Raw genomic sequence first — 23,456 nt, 5'->3', positions numbered from 1 at the left:
GTCACTGTGCGTGAGGAGGAAAAATTCCGGGTCACGGAGACAAAGAGCCGGGTAACTGCCGGAAACGGCAGAGGGTCGCCGACCGATCACCTAGTAGAACCGCATGCCTGGGGAGGTGGACGAATGACTATGGACGAATGTCCGCTTGTGCAGATCCGGGTCCGGGCCCGGGCCCTGGTGGCCATGGCCCGCGACGGGGACACGGCCGGGCTGGTCGACGCCCTCGACCGGCTGACGAGTGAACAAGCCGCGGGTGGGCCGGGTGCGCACCAGATCGTCGGCGAGCTCATTTCGGCCGCCGTGCAGATGGTGGCGCTGCGGGCGGGGGACATGCCCGCACACACCCTCTTCGCTGTCGACATCAGGGACGACGTGGACAACGCGGTGGCCATCGACCACCTCGAGCCGCCCCTGCGAGCCACTATCAGGGCCCTGCTCGCCGAGCTCAACGGCCATCCCGACGATGCCCGGTTCCAGCTGGAGCTGGCGTTGCGGGACATCGACATGGAGGCCACCCTCGAAGTGGTCGTGCACGCTCTACTGTGGACGATAGGGATGCTCGAGTGGTGCGAGGACGAGGGCGTGGACGTCCCTGACTGGCTCAGAGGAGCGGGTTTGGCCGCATAGCCGTTACGGTGAAGAAGTGCCTGGTGACCTGACCGACTATCGTCGCAAACGCGATGCCGCGCGCACTCCGGAACCGGTTCCCGAGGACGCGGCGCTGCCGCACGGTGACGACGACACGTTCGTGATCCAGGAGCACCACGCCCGGCAGTTGCACTGGGACGTCCGGCTGGAGCGGGGCGGTGTGCTGGTGTCCTGGGCGGTGCCCAAAGGGCTGCCGCCCGAGCCGGGAACGGTCCGGATGGCCGTGCACACCGAAGATCACCCGATGGAGTACGCCACCTTCGAGGGCGTGATCCCCAAGGGCGAGTACGGCGCGGGCAAGATGACCATCTGGGACCGTGGCACGTACGAGACGCTCAAGTGGGAGGACTACGAGGTCGACGTCGTCCTGCACGGCGGCCGGGTACAGGGCCACTTCACGTTCCTGCGCAAGGGGGACGAGGACCGCAACTGGATCGTGCGCAGGCGTGGCGCCCCGCAGGATCCCGACTGGCAGCCGTTGCCCGAGCAGCTCACGCCCATGCTGGCCACCATCGGCACGATGCCGCCGTCCGGCCAGGACGACAAGTGGGCGTACGAGTTCAAGTGGGACGGCGTGCGCGCCCTGATCCGGGTCGAGGGCGGCCGGTTGCAGATCTTCAGCCGGGCGGGCAACGAGGTCACCGCGACCTATCCGGAACTGGCCGAGATGGGCAAGCAGCTGGGCAGCGCGCAGGCCTGGCTGGACGGTGAGATCGTCGCGTTCGCAGGCGGCAGGCCGAGTTTCGCCGAGCTGCAGAAGCGGATGCACGTCGGCAACGCCGCGCAGGCGCGCAGACTCGTGGGCCAGACCCCGGTCAGCCTGCTGCTGTTCGACCTGCTGCACTTCGAAGGACGATCGCTGTTGCGGTTGCCGTTCGCCAACCGTCGTGCGTTGCTGGAAAAACTGGCCCTGCGCGGCAGCCATTGGTACACCGCGCCGTCCTATCCGGCCGCGGGCGCGGCAGTGCTGGCAGCCAGCCGGGAGCAGGGCCTCGAAGGCGTGATCGCCAAACGGCTCGACTCGCGTTACCAGCCGGGCCGGTCGCCCGCGTGGATCAAGATCACCGACGTCCGGCCGCAGGAAGTCGTGATCGGCGGCTGGCGGCCGGGGGAAGGACGCCGCGAAGGCGTGATGGGCGCGTTGCTGCTCGGCATCCCCGATGAGGGTGGCCTCCGGTTCGTCGGCTCGGTGGGAACCGGGTTCTCCGACACGGATCTGGAGTCGCTGACCGAGACTCTCCGTCCGTTGAAACGCAAGACCTCGCCGTTCAACGGCAAACTTCCGCCGGAACGTGCTCGCGGCGCGATCTGGGTGCGGCCGGAACTCGTCGGTGAAGTGGTGTTCCGGATCTGGACCCCCGACGGCCGGATGCGGGCCCCGGTGTGGCGTGGCCTGCGTTCCGACAAGTCCCCGCACGAGGTGACGCTCGATGAGTGACCAGCTGGTGGAGGTCGACGGCCGCAGGCTGAAGTTGTCGAATCTGCAGAAAGTTCTTTACCCCGAGGCCGGATTCACCAAAGGACAGGTAATCGACTACTACGCCCGGATCGCGCCGGTGCTGCTGCCGCACTTGAAGGACCGGCCGGTGACGTTGCGCCGATATCCCAACGGTGTTGACGGACAGTCGTTTTTTGAGAAGAACGTCGCCCGGCATGCACCCGAATGGGTCCGTACCGAACGTCTGCCGACCCCAGGCAGTAGCAAAGGCAACGAATTTCTCGACTTCGTGCTGATCGAGGATCTGGCGACGCTGGCGTGGGTGGCCAACCTGGCCGCGCTGGAGCTGCACGTTCCACAGTGGAAGGTCGGCGCCGAGCCGGACCTGCTCGTCTTCGACCTCGACCCGGGTGCGCCGGCGACCGTTGTGGAGTGCTGCCAGGTGGCGCTCTGGCTGCGTGAGGAGCTGGCCGAAGGCGGCTACGACGCCTGGCCGAAAACCAGTGGATCCAAGGGAATGCAGCTTTATGTTCCCCTTCAGTCGGGTGAAATCGATACCTGGACGTATTCCCGCAAGCTGGCCGAGCGGCTGGCCGGGCAGTACCCGCGCCAGGTGGTCGCCACGATGGCCAAGGCGCAGCGCGGCGGCAAGGTTTTCATCGACTGGAGCCAGAACCGGCCCGCCAAGACAACAGTGGCTCCTTATTCCCTGCGTGCCCGGCCGCAGCCGACTGTGTCCACACCGGTGACCTGGCAGGAAGTCGAGGAATGCGATCATGTCGAGGATCTGACGTTCACCGCCGACGAGGTGCGCGCCCGGGTGGACGAACTGGGCGACTTGCTCGATTACCTCTGAGTGCCCGTCATATGACCGGATCATTGCCCTGACATGTCCAGGAAACCACCGTTTCACAATACGCCGGGGATTGCTGTCAAAAGCCCGGTTGGCGGGTACCCGACAGGGAAAACAGGGGTAATCTGCCGGACGGGGATCGGTGGGAAGGGAGTGGTTTCATGGTGTCACGTCAACGCTCTGGTGTCGTGCCGGTCGGTTCGATCAAGCCGCGAATCGCGCCCGAGCAACGGCGAGTCCGTACCGAGCTGCCGCGCCAGGCTCTTGCCCTGACGCCGGGCCTGCAGTTGCGACGCGCCGTCGACTCCGCGTTGCTGGATCTGCAGAAGGTTTCCGCGGCGGAACGAACCGAGATGCTCGGTGCGATGCGCAGAGTCAACGACAACCTGCACGGCGCGCTCGCGCACACCGCCGCGATCGGCGAGACGTGTATGGTCGCAGCCGCGGTCCAGGCCGTGCACGCTGCCGAAGACCACCTTGAGGCATCCGAGCTCAGTCAGGCCCGGGTCGCCTTGACCACTGCCCGTGAGCGTCTTGCTCCTCCTCCTGCTGCAAGGGACCTCCGCTGAGCGATCTCGCCGACGAGAATCTGGCGGCGCTGGCACGCGCCCACGGTGTGGCCACATGGTACGAAGACGCAGATCAGCGCCGCGTCGAGGTGGACAGCGCCGTTGTCCGCCAAGTGCTCGAACAACTCGAAGTGGATACCGGCACGCGGCACGTGACAACGTCGCGTAGTGGTCTGCCTGACACGATCGTGGTGCGCCAAGGCGTCCGATACGAGACCGGCCGGGGCCTCGTCCGGCTTGAGGACGGCACCCGGGTGGACGTCGCCGACCGGCTGCCACCGGACCTTCCGTTGGGCTGGCACATGCTGGAGACGGGCGGGCGGGAGATCCCGCTCGCCGTGACGCCCGCGCGGCTGCCGGACGTGCCGCGGGCGTGGGGCTGGATGCTTCAGCTGTACGCCTTGCACTCGGCCGAATCCTGGGGAATGGGCGACTTCGGCGACCTGGCGGCGTTCGCCCGGGACGCCGAGGGCGCCGGGGTGATCCTGGTGAACCCCGTCCAGGCGATCGTGCCCGTGCTGCCGGTCCAGCGTTCGCCGTACTCGCCGTCGAGCCGCAGGTTCGCGAATCCCTTGTACCTCAAGGTCACCGACACCGGCGAGTTCCACCGGGCCGACCCCGCGGTACGTGCCCGGGTGCTGGCGCTCGCGCCCGGCCCGCCGAAGGACCTGATCGACTACGACGCGGTCTGGGCGGCCAAGCTCGCGGCTCTGGAACTGTTGTGGCCAGGGCACATCAGGGACCTGGAACCCGGCCTGCACGACTTCGCGACGTTCTGCGCGCTGGCCGAACAGCACGGCGGCGACTGGCGTGAGTGGCCGGCCGGGCTGCGGCACCCCGGCAGCCCGGATGTCGCTGCGGCGCGCCGGGATCTGGCGCCGCGCATCGCGTTCCACGCGTGGCTGCAGGAGTTGTGCGAGCAGCAGCTGGGAGCGGCCCGGACGGCTGCCGGCGCGATGTCCGTAGGGATCGTGCACGACTTGCCGGTCGGCGTCGATCCTGGCGGCGCGGACGCGTGGGCGCTGCAGGACGTGCTCGCGCCACAGGTGACCGTCGGCGCGCCGCCGGACGCGTTCAGCCAGCAAGGGCAGGACTGGCGGCTGCCGCCGTGGCGCCCGGACAGGCTCGCGGCGACCGGTTACCAGCCTTTCATCGAAGTGATACGCAGCGTGCTGAAGCACGCCGACGGAATCCGTGTCGACCACGTCGCCGGACTGTGGCGGCTGTGGTGGATCCCGCCCGGCGAGCCGCCGAGCAGGGGCACATACGTGCACTACGACTCAGAGGCGATGCTCGGCATCCTGGCGCTGGAGGCGCACCGTCACTCGGCCGTGGTGGTCGGCGAGGATCTGGGTACAGTGCAACCGCACGTGACCACGACCTTGCATGAACGCGGGATGCTCAGCTCGGCGGTGCTGTACTTCCAGCGTGACTATGAAGCCCCTGGTCACCCGTTTGTGCCCATCCGTTCGTGGGAACCCGCTTCCATGGCGAGCATCTCCACGCACGATCTGCCGACCGCAGCCGGATTCCTGCGGGCCGAGAACGTCCGTGTGCGGGAGTCCCTCGGGCTCGTCACCGACCCGGACAAGGAGTACGAGCGCGTGGCGGCCGAACGCAGGGACCTGATCGAATTCTTGGTGAAGGAAGGTGTCCTGGAGTCGCCGGACGCGCCGGAAAACGACATCCTTGTCGCCATGCACGCCGTGCTCACCCGCGCCCGCAGCGCCCTGTTGCTCACATCACCGCCGGACGCCCTCTGCGACATCCGTCAACCGAACCTGCCGGGCACGGTCGACGAGTACCCGAACTGGCGAATTCCGCTCTCCGTGCCGGTCGAAGACCTGTTTTCGCAGGTAGGCGTCCGGCGGGTGATTCACGCTCTGACCGGGGACGCAAACCCTGCGTGACATCCAGCGTGCCCCTGCCAGCGGGACTGCGGCGTTCTCTAGGGTCGTCGCAAAGCAACTGAGGAGCGATCGTGCGGCCCTGGCCCGGAACCCCTTACCCGCTTGGTGCCACCTATGACGGCGCCGGCACCAACTTCGCGCTGTTCTCGGAGGTGGCGGACTACGTCGAGCTGTGCCTGATCGACGACGACGGGCACGAGACACGTGTCCGGCTGCCCGAGGTGGACGGGTTCGTGCACCACGGATACCTGCCGACCATCGGGCCGGGCCAGCTGTACGGCTACCGCGTGTACGGGCCGCACGACCCGGCCAACGGCATGCGCTGCAACCCCAACAAGCTGCTGCTGGACCCGTACGCCAAGGCTGTCGCAGGCAGCAATGTCGACTGGCACGAGTCGCTGTTCGGATATCCGTTCGGTGACCCGGACGGCCGCAACGACGCCGACTCCGCCGGGCACGTGCCGATGGGTGTCGTGGTCAGCCCGTACTTCGACTGGGGCAACGACCGGCACCCGAAGACGCCGTACAACGAGTCGGTCATCTACGAGGCGCACGTACGCGGCCTCACGCTGCAGCACCCGTTCGTGCCGGAGGAGATCCGGGGCACGTACGCGGGCCTCGCACACCCGGTGATCATCGAGCACCTGAAGAAGCTCGGCGTCACCGCTGTCGAGCTGATGCCGGTGCACCAGTTCGTCACCGACCACGCGTTGTTCGAGCGTGGCATGCGCAACTACTGGGGCTACAACACGATCGGGTTCTTCGCGCCGCACTCCGCGTACTCGGCCACCGGTCGCGGCAACCAGGTGCAGGAATTCAAGGCGATGGTCCGTGACCTGCACGAGGCGGGTATCGAGGTCATCCTCGACGTGGTCTACAACCACACCGCCGAGGGCAATCACCTCGGGCCGACGTTGTCCATGCGGGGCATCGACAACGAGGCCTACTACCGGCTGGTGGACGACGACCGCCGGTTCTACATGGACTACACGGGCACCGGCAACTCGCTGAGCGTGCGCAACCCGCACACCCTGCAGCTGATCATGGACTCGCTGCGGTACTGGATCACCGAGATGCACGTCGACGGGTTCCGGTTCGACCTCGCCGCGACCCTGGCCCGCGAGTTCTACGACGTGGACCGGCTGGCGGCGTTCTTCGACATCATCCAGCAGGACCCGGTGATCAGCCAGGTCAAGCTGATCGCCGAACCGTGGGACGTGGGCCCCGGTGGCTACCAGGTCGGCAACTTTCCTCCACTGTGGACGGAATGGAACGGCAAGTTCCGGGACACCGTCCGGGATTTCTGGCGCGGTGAGCCGTCCACCCTCGGTGAGTTCGCCTCCCGGATCACCGGCTCCTCGGATCTCTACCAGGACGACGGCCGCCGTCCGTTCGCCTCGATCAACTTCGTCACCGCGCACGACGGCTTCACGCTGAACGATCTGGTGTCCTACAACGAGAAGCACAACGAGGCCAACGGCGAGGACAACCGGGACGGCGCCGACGACAACCGGTCGTGGAACTGCGGCGCCGAAGGCCCGACCGACGACGCCGAAGTGCTTTCCCTGCGGGCCAGGCAGCGCCGTAACATGCTGGCGACGACGCTGTTGTCCCAAGGCACGCCGATGTTGTTGATGGGCGACGAGATCGGCCGTACCCAGCACGGCAACAACAACGCGTACTGCCAGGACACCGAACTGTCCTGGGTGGACTGGGAACTGGCCGAGCAGAACACCGAGCTCAAGGCGTTCACCGCCGCGCTGACCAAGCTGCGCCGGGACCACCCGGTGTTCCGCAGGCGCCGGTTCTTCGCCGGACGACCGATCCGCAAGGGCGAGGAGCTGCGCGACATCGGCTGGTTCACCCCCAGCGGCCAGGAGATGACCGAGCAGGACTGGGAGTCCGGGTTCGGCCGGTGCATCGTGGTGTTCCTCAACGGTGAGGGCATCGCGGACCTCGACCAGCGGGGCGAGCAGGTCAGTGACGACTCGTTCCTGTTGTGCTTCAACGCACATCACGAGGACATCGATGTGACGCTGCCCAACGGTGACTACGCCGAGAAATGGACCGTGGTGGTGGACACGGCGACCGGCGAGGTCGGCGGCGGGCCGACCGTCCCGGCGAAGTCCACCCTCAAGGTGGTGGCGAGGTCACTGGTCGTGCTCCAACGAGCCGAGGAAGACGAATGATCCCCAGCTCCACCTACCGGCTGCAGCTCGGGCCGGAGATGACGTTCGATCAGGTTGCCGAGATCGCGGACTACCTTGCGGCGCTTGGTGTCGGAGCGGTGTACGCCTCGCCGGTCCTGGCGGCCACTCCGGGCTCGACCCACGGCTACGACGTCGTGGACCCGACCATCGCCTCGCCCGCGCTCGGTGGTGAGCAGGCGCGGATGCGGATGGTCGGCGAGCTGCAGGAGCTGGAGCTGGGGCTGGTCGTGGACATCGTGCCCAACCACATGGGGATCGCGGATCCGCCCGCGAACCCCTGGTGGTGGGACGTACTGGCCAACGGCCGGGAGTCCGAGTACGCCCGGTTCTTCGACATCGACTGGGACACCGGTCCGGTCCTGGTTCCTGTGCTGGGTTCGGACTCGCTCGACGAGCTGTCTATTGAGGACGGCGAGCTGCGGTACCACGAGCACCGGTTCCCGATCGCTTCCGGCACCGAAGGCGGGACGCCGCAGGAAGTGCATGAGCGGCAGCACTACCGGCTGGTGAACTGGCGGCGGGCCAACTCGGAGCTCAACTACCGGCGGTTCTTCGACATCACCACGCTCGCAGCCGTGCGCGTGGAGGACCCGGCGGTGTTCGAGGCGACGCACGCCGCGGTGCTGCGGTGGATCGCCAACCTGGAGGTCACCGGGCTGCGGGTGGATCACCCGGACGGCCTGGCCAACCCGGGGGAGTACCTGCGGCAGCTGCGTGCGGCGGCCCCGTCGGCGTGGCTTGTGGTGGAGAAGATCCTCGGCCCGGACGAGGTTCTGCCGTCGACCTGGCCGGTGGACGGGACCACCGGGTACGACGCGCTTCGGCTGGTGTGCGGGATCTTCATCGACCCGGCTGGGGAGCAGGCCTTCTCCGAGCTGGCCGGCAACCAGGATCTGCACGCCATGGAGGCCGACCGCAAACGGTGGGCTGCGGAGAACCTGCTGCGAGCCGAGGTCAAGCGGATTTCCCGGCTGGGCGTGCCCGAGGAGGCCGTTCTCGGCTTCCTGCCGCGGTTCGGCGTTTACCGGTCCTATGTGGCCGATGGGATCACTTCTTCACTGCCGTCGGGCGGTATCGGTGAGCAAATGCTTGCTTCGCCGGATGGTGAGCTGGTGTCGCGGATCGAGCAGACCGCGGCCATGGTGATGGCCAAGGGCGTCGAGGACACGACTTTCTACCGCTACAACAGGTTTGTGGCGCTGAACGAGGTCGGCAGCGACCCGGGCCGGTTCGGTGTCCCGGTGGCCGAGTTCCACACGAAGGTAGCGGCCGCGGCCGAGTCGAGCATGACCGCACTGTCCACTCACGACACGAAACGGTCGGAGGACGTCCGGGCGCGGCTGGCGGTGCTCTCGGAGATTCCCGACGAGTTCGCCGAGGTCGTGCACTGCTGGACGGCCAAGGTCCCGCTGCCCGAGCCGACGCTGAATCTCCTGGCGTGGCAGACGATCGTGGGCGCGTGGCCGATCAGTTCCGCGCGGTTGCAGGCGTATCTGGAGAAAGCCTCGCGCGAAGCCAAGATCTCCACCAGCTGGACCGAGCGCAACGAGGAGTTCGACGCCGAGGTGGCGGCGTGGCCGGAGCGGGTGATGGCCGAGCTGGGCAGCGAGATCCGCGAGTTCGCCGGCCGGATCCAGCGGCCGGGCTGGTCGAACTCGTTGGGCCAGAAGCTCGTCCAGCTGGCCATGCCCGGCGTGCCGGATGTCTACCAGGGCACCGAGCTGTGGGATTTCTCGCTGGTCGACCCGGACAACCGGCGGCCGGTGGACTTCGAGCTGCGGCGGGAGATGCTCGGCGAGATCGAGGACACGCCACCGCCGATCGACGAGTCCGGCGCTGCGAAGCTGCACGTCGTGTCGCGGGCCCTGCGCCTGCGGTGGGACCGGCCGGAGCTGTTCACCGGCTACGAACCCTTGCACGCCACAGGTTCCGCGGCCGAGCATCTCTTCGGCTTCCTTCGCGGCGGCGGAAATCTGGCGGCGGTCGTGACCCGGCTCCCGGTCGGGCTCGAACGATCCGGCGGGTGGCGCGACACCGAGTTGTCGCCGGCGGGGGAGTGGACCGATGTGCTGACCGGCCGTTCGTACTCCGGCTCGATCCCGGTGTCCGGACTGCTTGATCAGTATCCCGTCGCGCTGCTGGTCCGGGGCGTGTGATGACCTTCTCCGTGTGGGCGCCGGGAAAGTCCCAGGTTCAGGTTAATGTGGACGGTGTCGCCCACGCCATGACCGCCGGTGATGGCGGCTGGTGGCACGCTGATGTGTCCGGCGACTCGTATTTTTTTCTTGTTGACGGCGACGAAACGCCGTTGCCTGATCCGCGTTCGTCGCGTCAGCCGGACGGCGTGTTCGGGCCGTCCCGCCGTTACGACCACAGTGAGTTCGGATGGACCGATCAGGCTTGGTCCGGCCGGGCACTGCCGGGAAGTGTGCTCTACGAACTGCATATCGGGACGTTCACACCTGAAGGCACCTTCGACTCGGCGATTGCGAGGCTTGACCACCTCGTTGATCTGGGGATCGATCTCGTCGAAGTGCTTCCCGTCAATTCCTTCGACGGGACAACAGGTTGGGGTTACGACGGTGTCCTCTGGGGCGCCGTGCACGAGCCCTACGGCGGGCCTGACGGGTTCAAGCGTTTCGTCGATGCCGCGCATGCCCGCGGTTTGGGTGTCGTGCTTGACGTGGTCTACAACCACATGGGGCCGTCCGGTGCTTTCCTTGACCGGTTCGGCCCGTATTTCGCCGGCCGCAACCTGTGGGGTCCTGCGCTCAACGTGACCGGTCCGGGTTCCGACGAGGTCCGGCGGTACGTGCTGGACAATGCTTTGTCGTGGTTGCAGGACTTCCATGTGGACGCCCTGCGGCTGGACGCGATTCACGCCATTTTGGACACTCGCGCCACGCATCTGCTGGAAGAAATGGCTGTCGAGGTCGACGCGCTGGCCGCCGGGCTGCGCCGCCCGCTGTCGCTGATCGCGGAGTCGGATCTGAACGACCCGCGGCACGTCACGCCAAGGTCTTCCGGTGGTTACGGCTTGGCCGCGCAGTGGTGCGACGATCTGCACCACGCACTGCACGTCTTCCTGACTGGCGAACAACAGGGCTACTACAAGGACTTCGCGGCTGACCAGGCATTGAAAACCGCACTGGAGAACGCTTTTTTCCATGCCGGGACGTGGTCTTCGTTCCGTGACCGCACACACGGCCGTCCGATCGACAAGACGCACACGCCTGGTCACCGGTTCGTGTGCTTCCTGCAGAACCACGACCAGATCGGCAACCGTGCCCAGGGTGACCGGATGCCCGCCACGGTATCGCCGGGCGTACTGGCCTGCGGCGCTGCCATCATGTTCTGTTCTCCTTACACCCCAATGGTTTTCATGGGTGAAGAGTGGGCTGCGAGCACGCCATGGCAGTTCTTCGCGTCCTTCCCCGACCCGGGGCTTGCCGAGGCTGTCCGTACCGGGCGGCGCAAGGAGTTCGCCGAGCACGGCTGGGGTGAGTCCGAGGTCCCCGACCCGATGGACCCCGCGACAGTCCGCAATTCCACACTGGACTGGTCGGAGCTGGACAGCCCGGGGCATGCCGGGATGTTCCAGACATACCGGTCGCTCATTGCCTTGCGGCGTAAGCATCCTGAGCTGGCCGACCCGCGGCTTGACCGGTTCAAGGTCGATCAGGACGACCGGGTCGTGACGTTGCATCGCGGTCGTATCCAGCTGGTCTGCAACCTGAGCGCGAGTGCGGTCGCGCGGGAGGCGGGCGAGGTTCTGCTCGCGGTCGGTGATGTACGGATAGGTGAGGACCTGATAGTCGGGCCCGAATCGTTCGCGATCGTCGCATATTGACAGTTTGTCCCTTTAGTCGAGTGATCCATCCCTGTTGTCAGATGTAGTAGGTCTGCTACATTCTGATGGAGAGGTTAGATATGGGGAGGGGAGCGATGGCCGGGGACGAGCCCGTGCTCGACGTCCGCGACCTGCGGATGCGGTACGGCACAACAGATGTGCTGACAGGCGTCAATTTTCAGGCGCACCGGGGGGAAGTGCTGGCCTTGCTCGGGCCGAACGGTGCGGGCAAGACCACAACGATCGAGATCCTCGAAGGGTTCCGGATGCGGTCGGCCGGCGAGGTCTCGGTGCTGGGGAGCGACCCCGCGCACGCCGACGAGCGCTGGCGGGCGCGGCTCGGCGTGGTCCTGCAGTCGTGGCGTGATCACGGCAAATGGCGGATCCGCGATCTGCTGGGGCATCTGGCGACGTTCTACGAGCCCTATCAGAAGCCGTGGGACATCGACGAGCTCGTGAACGCGGTCGGCCTGGCCGAGCACGCCCACAAGAGGGTGAACAAGCTGTCCGGCGGGCAACGCCGTCGCCTGGACGTGGCGATCGGCATCGTGGGCAAGCCGGACGTGCTGTTCCTCGACGAGCCGACGGTCGGTTTCGACCCGGCCGCCCGGCGTGAGTTCCACGACCTGGTCCACCGGCTGGCCGACGACGAGGACACCACGATCCTGCTGACCACGCACGACTTGGCCGAGGCCGAGAAACTGGCCGACCGGATCCTGATCCTGGCCGGTGGCTCGGTGATCGCCGACGGCTCGGCGGACCAGCTGTCGCTGGAGATGTCCACCGAGTCCGAGGTGAAGTGGACGATGCGCGGCCAGCGGTTCGTGCACGCCACGACCGAGGCGACCAAGTTCGTGCACGACCTGTTCAAACAGCACGGTGACGACATCGGTGACCTCGAAGTGCGCCGCGGCTCGCTCGAGGACACATACATGGCGATGGTGGTGGCCTTCGAATCCGGCCAGCACGAGAAGGCAGCGCGTGAGTTCGTGGAGGTGACCCGATGAACCCGCTGGCGGCGGCCGCCCGGTCCGGAACGCGGCGTGGCCTGGTCGAGTTCAGGCAGTCGTTCGTGACCACGACCGACATCTTCGCCGCGGTGTTCCCGACCGTGATCCTGCTGGTCGTGATGATCTTCATGCGCGGCGCGACAATCGGCCAGACCGGTTTCTCGCTGGGCACCATGTCGCTGAGCAGCGTGCTCGGCATGACCGTGGCGTTCAACGGAATGGTGACGGTCTCCCAGCAGCTCGCGGTCGAACGCGAGGACGGGACATTGCTGCGGGCCAAGGCGATCCCGAACGGGATGTTCGGCTACCTGATCGGCAAGATCGTCCTGGTGGCCTGTCTGTCCGTGGTCAGCGTGCTCGCGCTGTTGATTCCGGGCACGTTCCTGTTCGACGGCCTGGCTTTGACGAGCGTCGGCGCGTGGCTGACGCTGATCTGGGTGCTCGCCCTCGGCCTGATCGCCACCATGCCGATCGGTGCCGTGCTCGGCTCGATGTTCGAGAACCCGCGCAACGTCGGCATCATGATGCTGCCGATCATGGGCCTGGTCGCCATCTCCGGGATCTTCGGGCCCCTGGGCGAGATGAGCGGCTGGATGCAGGTCCTCGGCCAGCTGTTCCCGATCTACTGGCTGGGCCTGGGCATGCGCTCGGCCCTGCTGCCTGACAGTATGGCCGCGGTCGAGATCGGCGGATCCTGGCGAACCCTGGAAACCATCGGAGTCCTGGGCATCTGGGCCGTCATCGGCCTGATCGTGGCCCCCATGGTCATGCGCAGGATGGCCCGCCGCGAATCCGGCGCAAGCATGACCGAACGCAGGGAAAAGGCACTCCAGAGGATTACATGAGCGAGGTCATCTACAACCGCATCGCGATGCTGCGCGCGGAACGGGGCATCAGCCGCCGTCAGCTGTCCGACGCACTGGGCGTGCACTACCAGACCGTCGGCTACCTCGAACGCGGCGAATACAGCCCCAGCCTCTACCTGGCCCTGAAGATCGCGGAGTATTTCGAAGTCGCGGTGGAGGTCGTCTTCTCCACCGCGCCCTTCCCCCGGATCGGCGCCGAACGAGCCGGCTGAACTCGTGGGAACCCGGGGCCGCCCTGGTGGCTCTGGCGGGGTATGGGGTTCGAAGTGACGCCGGATGAGCTGCGGCGGGCCGGCAATGGGATTGTCGACGGCGCGGATGCGTTGAATGTGGTGGTCGATGGGCATTCGGGGGCGCAGGATGCCGGGGGACAGGCCAATCGGGGGTTCGCGACGGCCAAGGGCATCGCCGAGTGTGAGACCAGCTGGGAGCAGGTGCTTTCGGTCGCCGGGACGAAGATGGCGGTCGCGGGGGACAAGCTGGTGATGAACGCGCGGCAGTACGCCGGCGTCGAGCAGGGCAACAAGACGCGGTTGAAGGGGGACTGACCATGCTGTCGTTCCCGGAACTGCGGGATGCCGAACCGGCTGTGTTCAGCCGGGCCGCCGGCAAGTGGCAGCGGTTCGCCCAGCTGATCGGCGAGCGCGGGGATGAGCTCGCCAAGCAGATCAAGTCCCTGGAGAAGTGGACCGGCAAGGGCAGCGAGGCCGCCAAGGGCGACCTCAACGAGCAGCGCAAACGCTTGGCTGACGCTGCCGAGCAGATGGGACGCATCCCGCCCGTGCTCACCCAGGTCGGCACGATTCTGACCGCTGATCAGGCCAGACTCCGGGAAGCCATCGCCACGGCGAACGACAACTCCCTGGTGATCCAGCCGGATGGGACGGTTGTGGCGACCGATCGCACCGTCGGCAATACGCCGTACCCCGTGCCGGGGCGCTCGCCGCAGCAGACGTTGCCTGACCAGAAGCAGGTCGCCGCGCAACTGACTCCGGTCGTCCAAGGCATTCTGCGGCACGCGACCGCGGCCGACGAAGAAGCCGCCGCCGCGTTACGCAAACTCACCGCGCAGGCCGCAGGCATGGCCCCCGGCGCGAAGGACGCGACGGTGATCGCGGGGAACACCTCCATCCCTGGCCCCAAGGCCAAGCCTGGTGAAGTCAACGACTGGTGGAAGTCGCTCACCCCGCAGCAGCAGGAGTCGTTGCTGTTCATGCACAGCGAGAAGATCGGCAACCTGGACGGCATTCCCGCGGAGGTACGCGACCGCGCGAACCGGGCGGTACTGGCTCAGGAGAAGGCCAAGCTGATCGAGATGCGCGACCAGGATCCTGGCAAGGCCGCCGAGATCAACGGCAAACTCAAGGGCATCGGGGAGATCGAGGACCGCCTGAACACCAAGCCGAGTGCCGAACACCAGCAGCCGTACCTGCTGAAGATCAGTTCGGACGGCACCGGCCGTGCGATCGTCGCGATGGGCAACCCGGACACCGCCAAGAACGTGGCCACGTATGTCCCCGGCACGTACTCGACGGTCGCCGACATGAAGACCGACCTCACCCGGGCCGACCAGATGGTGCTGGCGGCCAAGAACGCCGGTTCACCGTCCACTTCGGTCATCACCTGGGTCGGATATGAGGCCCCACAGGGTATTCCGGAAGCCGCCCAGAACAAGTTCGCCGACAACGGCAAAGCCGCTCTGAACAATTTCCAGGACGGCCTGCGGGAGACCCATCAGGGCGAGAAGTCCCACAACACGGTGGTCGGCCACAGCTACGGCACTGTCCTCATCGGACATGCTGCCCGGGACGGCAAACTGAACGCGGACGAGGCAGTGTTCGTGGCGAGCCCGGGTGTGGGCGTCACGAACGTCAAAGACCTGCATCTCACCGGTGTTCCCGAGGACAAGGTCGCCGATCGTGTCCACTCCACGACCGCGCAGTACGACCCGATCAACGTGGTTGCCGGGACACACGGTCCGTCGCCCACACAGTTCACCAACACGTTCGAATCGGCACCGGGCCCGCCCAGCGCAGTGGGCTGGAACCAGGCGGTGCACAGTATGTACTGGGAAACCGGCAATCCCGCGCTGACCAACATGGGCAACATCATCGCCGGCAAGCCGACGTTCTGACGGGAGGACCAGTGCTCACCCTCGAGAACGCCACCCATGAGGTCGACGAACTCGTCCGCCAAGTGCTCGCTCACCTGAACCCACTCGGCTCAGTGAAGATCGCAGGCGATCCGACCCCCTGCGACGACCCGACCGATGGTGGTGAACCCGGCCGTGTAACCGCGGTCGCGCAATACGAGGTCTACATCGCCGGAGACCTCTTGCCCCATGTCGACACACTGCACACCTGGCTGACGGGCAACGGGTTCCAGATCCTCAAGGACGCCCGCCCGAACTACCTGTGGGCCGAACGCCTGGCCGACGGATTCCGCATGGCGGTCCAGACCAACGACCTCGGTGCGTTCTTCGTGACGGCCACTTCGCCCTGCGTGTGGCCTTAGGCCTGTGTCGAAGCCGGCGGGGTGAATCCGTGCGAACGGCCCATTCGCACGGGTTCGTCTTGCCTGGGTGGAACTGTTGACGGGGTCGCGTTCGTTCCGTGGTTGAAGTCGTGCACGGGGAGGCCGAGACCGGGATGTGAAGAGGGGCGTCCATACTGGCGGTGCTCAGCGGGCGAAGGGCGTCTGTTCAGTCGAGGATCGCGGTGGCTTCGATCTCGACCAGGTGGTCGGGTACGTCGAGTGCCGCAACACCCAGCAGCGTGGCCGGCGGGACCGGGGTGATTCCCAGCTTTGCGGCCGCCCGCGAGATCCCCTCCAGGAGCGGGGGCATCTTGTCGGGAGTCCAGTCGACAACGTAGAAGTTCAGTTTCGCAACGTCGTCGAAACTACCGCCGGCCTCGGCCAGGGCGGTGCCGATGTTGAGGTAGCACTGCTCGACCTGCGCGGCGAGGTCGCCCTTGCCGACCGTGGTCCCCTCGGCGTCCCAGGCGACCTGACCGGCGATGAAGACCAGCTTTGACCCGGTTGCGATCGACACCTGCCGGTAGACATCGATCTTGGGCAATCCGCTGGGGTTCACCAGGGTGATGGCCATGCCGTCCGCCTCCTTGTCCGGGCATCGTGGGCCCGTGCTCGTCACACCAGACCCTCGTGGTCTCTTGTGGTTACTCAGGAACTGTAAGAGAGTGGTCGCTGACATGGAAGAACGCACTTTTTAGTGACTGGGGAACCTGATGGTGACCAAACAGATCAAGGGCCGATCCGAGGAAACAGACCTCAGGCGCGCGGACTCGTTGGCGCGAGAGATCTTCTCCGACGTCGCCAACAAGTGGGCGTTCCTGATCATCGAGACTCTCGGTGAACGGACCCTGCGATTCAGCGAACTGCGCAACGAGATCGAGGGCATCAGCCACAAGATGCTCACCCAGAACCTGCGCATGCTGGAGCGCAACGGCTTGGTCGAGCGCAGCGCGTACCCCACCGTCCCGCCGCGTGTCGAATACACCCTCACCGAGCCGGGCCAGGGCCTACGCGCAACCGTCGACGGAATGTGTGACTGGACCCACCGGTACTTCGGTCACATCGAGGCCGCCCGCCACCGCTTCGACGCCTGACGGTTAGGCCCCGGCGTGGACGTAACCGGCCCAGGCGGACGGGGTTGACGGCCAGGCGTCACGCATCTGGCGGGTGATCTTGTGCAGGGCCACGGCGCCGGGCAGGCGGGTTTGCTCGGTCAGCGCGGACGACAGTTCCTGGTGGACGCCCGCTGCCGCCGCTGCGGCGACGCCGTCGTTGATCTCCCAGAGGGTGGCGATGACCTGGCTGAAGCCGGCGAGCTGGAATGCCGAAGCGATGTGCACGGCCTCGTTGGCGAACCGGACGCCGCCGCGTGCGGTCGCACATGCCGAAAGGTAGGCCAGTTCCGCGTTCTCCAGCCGCATCCGCGCGATGGTGGCCACGTCCAGCGGGCCGTCCTGCAGCTGCAGATAGCTGGCTGATGGGTCGGCTGGGTCGCTGCCTGCGTGGCATGCGAAGTGCGCGATGTTGACGTGTGGCAACGCGTACAGCACGGCTGACCGGGTTGCCTCCGGTCCGATCAACGGCGGTGGGCCGGGGATTCGGCTTGCCAGCGCCTCCGCGTCGGCCTGGGTGGCGGGCAGGGGTGCGTGGCCGGGTGTCTCCGGCATCGCGACCGCCAAAGCGGACCGCCACGGCGAGACTGTGCCTGAGCGGCTGTACATCAGGGCGCGGATCGTCGGCGTGTACGAGGAGACGACGTGGTCGAAGGCCGACTCGCTGTCCCGGCCGGCCGCGTGCAGCGGCAGGAAGTTCAGCGGCCCGGTCGGCGACCACCAGAGCCGGGAACCTTGCGGCAGCGCCAGTTTGGTCAGCACCGGCTCGGCGATGACGTCCCAGAGCCAGCCGAGTGTCTCCTGCAGCACGGTTTCCCGTGCCTCTGCATCAGACAGTGCGGAGTGGAATCTTTCCGAGCGCTCCTGCAGGTCGTCCGCGTTCAGGCCGGGCAACGCCACCAGGCGTGTGCCTGAGGTGCTCAGCACGATGGCGTCGCAGCGGCGCGGGTTGACGTTGATCGTCACCACAGGGCCTTCGGCGGCCGCGGGCTGCAGGTCCGTCGCCCCCATCGGCAAGGGCATCAGGAACCGGTCGAAGTCCGGTAGCGCCTTGACGCGTTCGCTCAGCACGGTCCATTCCGCTGACAGGGCACGCCATTTCTCTATGTCCTCCGCGGCCGGTGGCGGTGCACCAGGCTGGTAGAAGTCCGTGGCGCGTTGCCGCACCACGATGAACTCCTCTGCGAGCTCCGGGTCCGCACGCCTGAGGTTGTCCAGCTCCCGCCGCGTGTTGAAAGCGTTGGACAGCATCATCGCGCGGCCGTCCTCGATGCCTTCCAGAGCACCGGGACCATCGTTCTGCGCGATCGACTGGGCGGCGTTGTTCGACGCCATCTCGGCGACTGAGCCACCGCCTGTACTCGCCCCGCGATGCGCCCTGGACATGGCTGAGTGGGCCCACATGTTCACGGTCCGCAGGTCCGGCGGCGAAGTCTGGCCGACCACCGCCCGGGCGTGCTCGACGGCCTCGTGGAACACGTCGTCGTCATGGGTCAGATCGAAATGCGTGAACAGCGCCAGAGCCAACGCCTTGCGTGCTTCGACGCCGCCGTCCGCGGCGAACCGCTCGCGGAAGATCCGGACGTTCCGCTCGGTCTTGGCCAGCGCCTCGAACGGCGACAGCATCGCCCCGCCGAGCGCGGTCATCGCCTCGACCGACCGGACCGGGATTCTGGCGTCGTTCAGCAGCTGCGGCAGCGTCTGCATCACCTCCTGCAGGGTCGCCGCCCCGCCCGCGGGATCGGTGCGGTCGAGGGTCACCAGCTTGAGCCCCAGCTGAGTCAGCCGCAGCATGGTCCGGTCGATGTCGTCCTCATCGGCCGGACCATGCTGCTGGACGCGGTCGAGCAGCTCGGTGATCTCGGCGAGTTCGGCCGGGTCGACGTTGCGGACCGGCTCCGGCTCGGGCTGATCGAGGATCCGCTGCATCGCCTCGGCCCGATCGGCTTCATCGAGGTGCTCGACCTGCTGCTCCAGCACGTGCATGGCCTTGGCCATCACCTCGGTCAGGTCGGCCTCGTGCGGGTAGCGCAGCACGGTCGCCATCAGGTCCATCGCCTGCTCGTGCCGGCTCTGCCCGCCGCCTGGTGCCGTGCCCACTATCCGGTGCATGGACGCGATCAGGTTGTCCGGATCGCCGGCCGTCGGCCCACCGGGCAGCGCCGCGGTGAACACGTCGTCCAGCGCCCTCTGGGCTGGCGTCTGCCTGGCTATGGACTGCGCTGTGGTGCGGGCCGCGACCGCACGGAAAAGGATGGCCGCGGCCTCTTCCTGCTCCGCGCTGCCCTCCAGGAAGCCCGCTACGGCCTCCTCGAGCAGCGTGACCGCCTCGTTCAGGTCGGCCTCGGCCACGCCTGCCTCGTGCGCCTCGATCAGGCCGAGACCGAACTGGCACAGCAGGACCGGATTGAGCTGCCACAGCTGCTCGCGGGCCTCGCGCTGGGCGACGATGGCCTCGCGCAGCATGTCCGGTTGTGGCTCGGTGTGGATGCTCGCCCAGATCACCAGCGAGTGGCCCAGCTCGGCGAGCAGCGCGGGCCGTTGCTCGTTGCCTTCGGCGGCGGCCACGGCGGTGCGGAACTTCTCCACCGCCTCGGCCAGCAGCTGGTCGTCCTGACCGAGCAAAGCCTTGGCACGCAACGAGAGCGCCAGTCCGGTGGCGGCACGGACGTAGTCGTCCTCACCGGTTTTCTCGAACGCCTCCCGGAAAACCGTGATCAGTTCGTCGAACCTCGCCGGGTCGGTCTCGTCCTGCAGCTGGTCCATGAGCGCGAATCCGTAGCCGCACAACGCCACGGCCCGCGTCGGCCGGTCCGGCGGGAGAGCGGCCACGACACCGCGCAGCACCTGGACGGCGGCGTTACCCGCGTGCGGGTTTCCGCGTTCGTGCAAGGTGCACAGCAGCAATCCCAAGTCGCCCATGGCCTCGGCGTACATGTGTGCGCGCTCTTCGCCTTCCGGCGGCATCGGCTGCCCGGCGGCCTGCTCGAACGTGGTGATCACCAGATCCGGCACGGATTTGGGGTTCTCCAGGCACAGTGGCCACAGCAGCACCATGCATCGCGCCCAGTCCTCCTGCCCGTCCTGTTCGTTCTGGGCTGCCGCGCGGACGAAGTGGGTCATGCCCAGCAGGTGCTGGACCTCCACATCCACGCCGTCGGGTGTGGCCAGGTAGCCGAGCAGCGCCTCGGCGTCGGCGGTCACCTGCGTGCTGAGGAACTCGGTCAGGTCCGTGTCGCCGAGCGCGTTCAACCGCGCGCGCAGCGCGATCAGCGGGCGTGAGCGGTTCGGGTCGATGCCTGAGATCGTAGAGCTACTCCAGAAGAGTGACGGCAATGTCCTCAGTGGACCTATTAGGGGTTCGCCCGGTCCGGGAACGTGCTGGCGGCGGCGTCCGGAACCGGTTCCGGCGTCCAACCGGAGGGTGATTCTCGTCATGCCGGCGGCGGTCTGGTATACCGGGCTGACGCCGGTCGATGTTCCACCAGCGGAAAATGCCAGGCGTATCGGCCCTGTTCAGGGCTACACTTGAGGGCAAGCCTAACCTAGCGGTAACTCGAATGAGTGATGCTGGTGACAAAGGCGTCACGCGACCATGTGTCGATCGTCGCACGAGTGGAATACAAACCATCAAGGTAACGTTGAACGCTGCGTAACCGGCATAAGAACCGGAAACCACGTTCGAGCCCCGGTCAGTCGCGACCTGACGCGGGGTGGAGACCTGCGCGCCCTGAAAGGGGGAGACCATGTCCGTCGAGACGACCAAGGCCGTTGTCCGTCCTCGGGAAGACGCCGATCTGGTTGGATACTACCTGGCCGAGGTCGGAGCGACACCACTGCTCACCGCTCAACAGGAAGTCGAGCTGTCCAAGCAGATCGAAGCCGGTCTGTACGCCGCTGAGCTGCTGCGACGTGCTGAACAGGGCGAGCAGATCGCCCACGACCTCGCCGAGCTGAAGATCATCGCCCGCGAGGGTGCCCGGGCCAAGGACCACATGATCCGCGCCAACCTGCGGCTCGTGGTCTCCCAGGCCCGCAAGCGCTCGCAGGCGGGGCTGCCGATGCTGGACGTGATCCAGGAGGGCAACCTGGGTCTGATCCGCGCGGTCGAGAAGTTCGACTACTCCAAGGGCTTCAAGTTCTCCACCTACGCGATGGCCTGGATCAAGCAGGCGATCGGGCGTGGGCTGGCCGAGCAGACCCGCACAGTTCGGCTGCCGGTGCACGTGGTGGAGGAGCTCGCGAAGTTCCGCCGGGTGGAACGCAAGCTGGAGACCAAGCTGAACCGCGACCCGACGCCGGAGGAACTGGCCGAAGAGGTCGGCACCACCGCCGAGCGGATCGTGGAACTGCGCCGCGCCGGTCGCGACGCGGTCAGCCTGGACACCCCGGTCGGCGAGGACGGCGACTCCAAGATCGCCGACCTGGTCCCCGACATGGAGGCCGAGAACGCCGCCGACGTCCTCGAACGCGAGGAGCTCTACACCGAACTGCGCAAGCAGATCGCCACCCTGCCCCCACGCGAGGCCCTGATCATCTCGCTGCGCTACGGCCTGCACGACGGCCACGAGTACACACTCCAGCAGGTCGCCGAGCACATCGGCCTGACCCGCGAGCGCATCCGCCAACTGGAAAAGCACGCCCTGGCCGAACTACGGCACCCCAGCCGCAACCAGAACCTGCTCGCCCTCGCAGGCTGACTGCCCCGCTGACTAGTTCCCGCTATGTCCAGGCCGACGGCTACCCAAGCCGTCGGCCTTTGTCATGGAGCTACCCCACCACCTGCGCCAGAACCTCGGCGAAGGCGGTCCTGTCGACGGTTATCGGGTCGGCGGCGAGCCAGGCGCCGATGTCGCGGACGAAGTCGGCCGGGGTCATGGGCGGGATGGGGGTGCCGGTGTAGTCGGTGGTTATCTCGCCTGGTCTTGTCGGGTAGAGCAGCAGGACGCCGCGGACTTCCAGGTCGGGCCAGAGGCCGCGGAACGCCGCGATCTGGCTGCCGAGGCGGGTCGAGCCGCCACGGAACGGGTGGTCGTTGCGCCAGATGTCGCCGTCCTCGTCGATGTCGTAGTGGCCGGGCAGCCACATCTTCGATTCGATCAGGACGAGGCGGTGGCCGCAGAGCACCGCGTGATCGACGTCGACCAGGACTGATCCGGGTTCGGAGAGCCCGTGGAAGATCCGTACACCGGGCAGCTTCGTCAGGTAGGTCGTCAGTAACTGGGCTGTCATCTGCTCGGCGCGGTGGTCGCTGCCGAAGCCTGGGCGGCCGAAGACCTGGTTGCCGCCGAAGCGGACCATGAATGCCTGGTTGGCGGCGCGGCCGTCGAGGTGCCGTTTCACCATCCTGAAGAGCACCGCGCCGGACGCGGCCAACGCCAGCAGCCAGATGACGACCAGCGGGGTCGGCGGCGCCACCAGGAGCAATGCCAGCAGCAGGGCGATCCAGGCCGCGACGGCCACCGCCAGGACCCGTTGGTCGGGCCGGACTGCCTGGGGGACGGCGACTTGGCGTTCGCCCGCGGTGTGCCACCACGGGATCGAGTCGAAGGGGATCTCGGGCTGGGGCGGCATGTAGTCCGGGTTGTCGCGGACGATGCCGCGGGGGCCGCGCCGAACCGCTGCCACCGGCTGCTGGGCCGGGATGGGTTCTTCTTCCTCGTCCTCACCGCTGTCGTAGTAGGCCCGCAGTTCGGGGTCCGACAGGGTCTCGTACGCCTCGCGCAGCAAACGGAACGTACCTGCGGTGCCGCCCGCGTCCGGGTGCATGACCTTGGCCAATGCCCGGTAGGCCGACCGGATCTCGTTCGCCGTAGCGTCCTCGTCGACGCCAAGCAGCTCGTAGAAGTCGACCCGATGCACGTGGACACGATATTCGGTGCTGACACGAACATTTCCGGCGGATGGCTTCAACGAACCGGCGCAGTCGTGGCGTGTGTGCAGTGAACAGGCAGAAGGGGCACACCGTGACATTCGAAGAGTTCGCCGGCGCACGGACGCAAGCGTTGTTGCGCTACGCCACCGTGCTGACCTGCGACCGGCATCTGGCCGAGGACATCGTGCAGGAGGTGCTCGTGCGCACCTACCGCAAGTGGAAACGCATCGAAGGACTGCGGTCGCCGGAGACCTACGTCCGGCGCATGATCACCAACCAGTTCTTGTCCTGGCGCAGGCGCAAGGCGTCGACCGACCTGCCGCAGTCACCTGAGGTGATGGTGGAACTGGGGGCCGCGATGGCGGATCCGGCAAGCCGGTACGACGAGCGGGACGCGCTGCTGGCCGACGTCGCCGCGCTGCCGAAGCGGCAACGAGCCGCTCTGGTCCTGCGCTACTACAGCGACCTGCCTGACGAAGAGATCGCCGAGATCATGGGCTGCGGCACGGGAACTGTCCGCAGCCACATCTCCCGCGCGCTGGCCACGCTGCGCGTCACCCCGTCCGTCACTCACGTCTGA

Annotated in this window: 20 protein-coding genes; 17 read left to right on the top strand and 3 right to left on the bottom strand. The window is 66.9% G+C overall.

Features of this window, described 5'->3' with window-relative positions:
• Positions 1–123 precede the first annotated feature (123 nt).
• The 14 genes from JOF56_RS54935 to JOF56_RS54870 all read left to right on the top strand — a co-directional run bounded on the left by JOF56_RS54935 (position 124) and on the right by JOF56_RS54870 (position 15,868).
• On the top strand, positions 124–627 hold the full coding sequence (locus tag JOF56_RS54935) for a hypothetical protein (protein ID WP_209647464.1): 504 nt from the start codon (positions 124–126) through the stop codon (positions 625–627).
• A gap of 16 nt (positions 628–643) precedes the next feature.
• Positions 644–2,086 (top strand): non-homologous end-joining DNA ligase, encoded by a 1,443-nt coding sequence (ligD, locus tag JOF56_RS54930; protein WP_209647462.1) that lies wholly within the window; start codon positions 644–646, stop codon positions 2,084–2,086.
• Positions 2,079–2,942 carry a non-homologous end-joining DNA ligase gene (ligD, locus tag JOF56_RS54925; protein WP_209647460.1) on the top strand — a complete coding sequence of 288 codons (864 nt, stop codon included), beginning with the start codon at positions 2,079–2,081 and terminating at the stop codon, positions 2,940–2,942. The genes ligD (JOF56_RS54930) and ligD (JOF56_RS54925) overlap by 8 nt, the downstream gene beginning before the upstream one ends.
• A gap of 158 nt (positions 2,943–3,100) precedes the next feature.
• Entirely contained in the window at positions 3,101–3,508 is a 408-nt protein-coding gene (locus JOF56_RS54920; protein ID WP_209647459.1) for a hypothetical protein, read from the top strand.
• Positions 3,509–3,555: 47 nt separating this feature from the next.
• The gene (gene malQ, locus JOF56_RS54915; protein ID WP_307855712.1) at positions 3,556–5,418 is read left to right on the top strand and encodes a 4-alpha-glucanotransferase; all 1,863 of its coding nucleotides are present in this window, start codon (positions 3,556–3,558) and stop codon (positions 5,416–5,418) included.
• A 71-nt stretch (positions 5,419–5,489) separates the two neighbouring features.
• Positions 5,490–7,607: a glycogen debranching protein GlgX gene (glgX, locus tag JOF56_RS54910; protein WP_209647457.1), complete on the top strand. Its 2,118-nt coding sequence runs from the start codon at positions 5,490–5,492 to the stop codon at positions 7,605–7,607.
• A complete protein-coding gene (locus JOF56_RS54905; protein ID WP_209647455.1) occupies positions 7,604–9,784 on the top strand; it encodes a malto-oligosyltrehalose synthase in 2,181 nt (726 codons plus the stop codon). The genes glgX and JOF56_RS54905 overlap by 4 nt, the downstream gene beginning before the upstream one ends.
• Positions 9,784–11,478 carry a malto-oligosyltrehalose trehalohydrolase gene (gene treZ / locus JOF56_RS54900; protein ID WP_209647453.1) on the top strand — a complete coding sequence of 565 codons (1,695 nt, stop codon included), beginning with the start codon at positions 9,784–9,786 and terminating at the stop codon, positions 11,476–11,478. The genes JOF56_RS54905 and treZ overlap by 1 nt, the downstream gene beginning before the upstream one ends.
• 95 nt (positions 11,479–11,573) lie before the next feature.
• Positions 11,574–12,485, top strand: a complete 912-nt coding sequence (locus JOF56_RS54895; RefSeq protein ID WP_245378802.1) for an ABC transporter ATP-binding protein — start codon at positions 11,574–11,576, stop codon at positions 12,483–12,485.
• Entirely contained in the window at positions 12,482–13,333 is an 852-nt protein-coding gene (locus JOF56_RS54890; protein ID WP_209647451.1) for an ABC transporter permease, read from the top strand. The genes JOF56_RS54895 and JOF56_RS54890 overlap by 4 nt, the downstream gene beginning before the upstream one ends.
• Positions 13,330–13,566: a helix-turn-helix transcriptional regulator gene (locus tag JOF56_RS54885; RefSeq protein ID WP_209647449.1), complete on the top strand. Its 237-nt coding sequence runs from the start codon at positions 13,330–13,332 to the stop codon at positions 13,564–13,566. Before JOF56_RS54890 ends, JOF56_RS54885 begins: the two co-directional genes overlap by 4 nt.
• Before the next feature lie 42 nt (positions 13,567–13,608).
• Complete coding sequence (locus JOF56_RS54880) at positions 13,609–13,902, top strand: hypothetical protein (protein ID WP_209647448.1); 294 nt, start codon at positions 13,609–13,611, stop codon at positions 13,900–13,902.
• A gap of 2 nt (positions 13,903–13,904) precedes the next feature.
• Complete coding sequence (locus tag JOF56_RS54875) at positions 13,905–15,488, top strand: alpha/beta hydrolase (RefSeq protein ID WP_209647446.1); 1,584 nt, start codon at positions 13,905–13,907, stop codon at positions 15,486–15,488.
• 11 nt (positions 15,489–15,499) lie between these two features.
• Positions 15,500–15,868, top strand: a complete 369-nt coding sequence (locus JOF56_RS54870) for a hypothetical protein (RefSeq protein ID WP_209647444.1) — start codon at positions 15,500–15,502, stop codon at positions 15,866–15,868.
• Between the two features lie 187 nt (positions 15,869–16,055).
• On the opposite strand, the gene JOF56_RS54865 is transcribed toward JOF56_RS54870, so the two are convergent.
• Positions 16,056–16,463 carry a RidA family protein gene (locus JOF56_RS54865; RefSeq protein WP_209649064.1) on the bottom strand — a complete coding sequence of 136 codons (408 nt, stop codon included), beginning with the start codon at positions 16,461–16,463 and terminating at the stop codon, positions 16,056–16,058.
• A 139-nt stretch (positions 16,464–16,602) separates the two neighbouring features.
• Here JOF56_RS54865 and JOF56_RS54860 point away from each other — a divergent pair, with 139 nt between their 5' ends.
• Positions 16,603–16,983, top strand: coding sequence for a winged helix-turn-helix transcriptional regulator (locus JOF56_RS54860; protein WP_209647443.1), 381 nt, complete (start codon positions 16,603–16,605; stop codon positions 16,981–16,983).
• Between the two features lie 3 nt (positions 16,984–16,986).
• Here the strand turns inward: JOF56_RS54860 and JOF56_RS54855 are convergent, their stop codons facing one another.
• Positions 16,987–20,439, bottom strand: coding sequence for a CHAT domain-containing protein (locus JOF56_RS54855; protein WP_209647441.1), 3,453 nt, complete (start codon positions 20,437–20,439; stop codon positions 16,987–16,989).
• A 308-nt stretch (positions 20,440–20,747) separates the two neighbouring features.
• Here JOF56_RS54855 and JOF56_RS54850 point away from each other — a divergent pair, with 308 nt between their 5' ends.
• Positions 20,748–21,701 carry a sigma-70 family RNA polymerase sigma factor gene (locus JOF56_RS54850; protein ID WP_209647439.1) on the top strand — a complete coding sequence of 318 codons (954 nt, stop codon included), beginning with the start codon at positions 20,748–20,750 and terminating at the stop codon, positions 21,699–21,701.
• A gap of 70 nt (positions 21,702–21,771) precedes the next feature.
• On the opposite strand, the gene JOF56_RS54845 is transcribed toward JOF56_RS54850, so the two are convergent.
• Positions 21,772–22,863, bottom strand: coding sequence for a J domain-containing protein (locus tag JOF56_RS54845; protein WP_209647437.1), 1,092 nt, complete (start codon positions 22,861–22,863; stop codon positions 21,772–21,774).
• Between the two features lie 104 nt (positions 22,864–22,967).
• Here JOF56_RS54845 and JOF56_RS54840 point away from each other — a divergent pair, with 104 nt between their 5' ends.
• Entirely contained in the window at positions 22,968–23,456 is a 489-nt protein-coding gene (locus JOF56_RS54840) for a SigE family RNA polymerase sigma factor (RefSeq protein ID WP_307855711.1), read from the top strand.

Source organism: Kibdelosporangium banguiense, from assembly GCF_017876405.1.
In the GTDB taxonomy this organism is placed as follows: domain Bacteria; phylum Actinomycetota; class Actinomycetes; order Mycobacteriales; family Pseudonocardiaceae; genus Kibdelosporangium; species Kibdelosporangium banguiense.
Note: the sequence above shows the minus strand (reverse complement) of the source record. Positions and strands in the feature narration are given on the sequence as shown.

What these genes read in the sequence shown, in the direction of transcription:
- JOF56_RS54935 (WP_209647464.1), top strand. Translation starts at nt 124, where the DNA reads ATGACTATGGACGAATGTCCGCTTGTGCAGATCCGGGTCCGGGCCCGG.
- ligD (WP_209647460.1), top strand. Translation starts at nt 2,079, where the DNA reads ATGAGTGACCAGCTGGTGGAGGTCGACGGCCGCAGGCTGAAGTTGTCG.
- JOF56_RS54920 (WP_209647459.1), top strand. Translation starts at nt 3,101, where the DNA reads ATGGTGTCACGTCAACGCTCTGGTGTCGTGCCGGTCGGTTCGATCAAG.
- JOF56_RS54905 (WP_209647455.1), top strand. Translation starts at nt 7,604, where the DNA reads ATGATCCCCAGCTCCACCTACCGGCTGCAGCTCGGGCCGGAGATGACG.
- treZ (WP_209647453.1), top strand. Translation starts at nt 9,784, where the DNA reads ATGACCTTCTCCGTGTGGGCGCCGGGAAAGTCCCAGGTTCAGGTTAAT.
- JOF56_RS54895 (WP_245378802.1), top strand. Translation starts at nt 11,574, where the DNA reads ATGGCCGGGGACGAGCCCGTGCTCGACGTCCGCGACCTGCGGATGCGG.
- JOF56_RS54890 (WP_209647451.1), top strand. Translation starts at nt 12,482, where the DNA reads ATGAACCCGCTGGCGGCGGCCGCCCGGTCCGGAACGCGGCGTGGCCTG.
- JOF56_RS54885 (WP_209647449.1), top strand. Translation starts at nt 13,330, where the DNA reads ATGAGCGAGGTCATCTACAACCGCATCGCGATGCTGCGCGCGGAACGG.
- JOF56_RS54880 (WP_209647448.1), top strand. Translation starts at nt 13,609, where the DNA reads ATGGGGTTCGAAGTGACGCCGGATGAGCTGCGGCGGGCCGGCAATGGG.
- JOF56_RS54875 (WP_209647446.1), top strand. Translation starts at nt 13,905, where the DNA reads ATGCTGTCGTTCCCGGAACTGCGGGATGCCGAACCGGCTGTGTTCAGC.
- JOF56_RS54865 (WP_209649064.1), bottom strand. Translation starts at nt 16,463, where the DNA reads ATGGCCATCACCCTGGTGAACCCCAGCGGATTGCCCAAGATCGATGTC.
- JOF56_RS54860 (WP_209647443.1), top strand. Translation starts at nt 16,603, where the DNA reads ATGGTGACCAAACAGATCAAGGGCCGATCCGAGGAAACAGACCTCAGG.
- JOF56_RS54855 (WP_209647441.1), bottom strand. Translation starts at nt 20,439, where the DNA reads ATGACGAGAATCACCCTCCGGTTGGACGCCGGAACCGGTTCCGGACGC.
- JOF56_RS54850 (WP_209647439.1), top strand. Translation starts at nt 20,748, where the DNA reads ATGTCCGTCGAGACGACCAAGGCCGTTGTCCGTCCTCGGGAAGACGCC.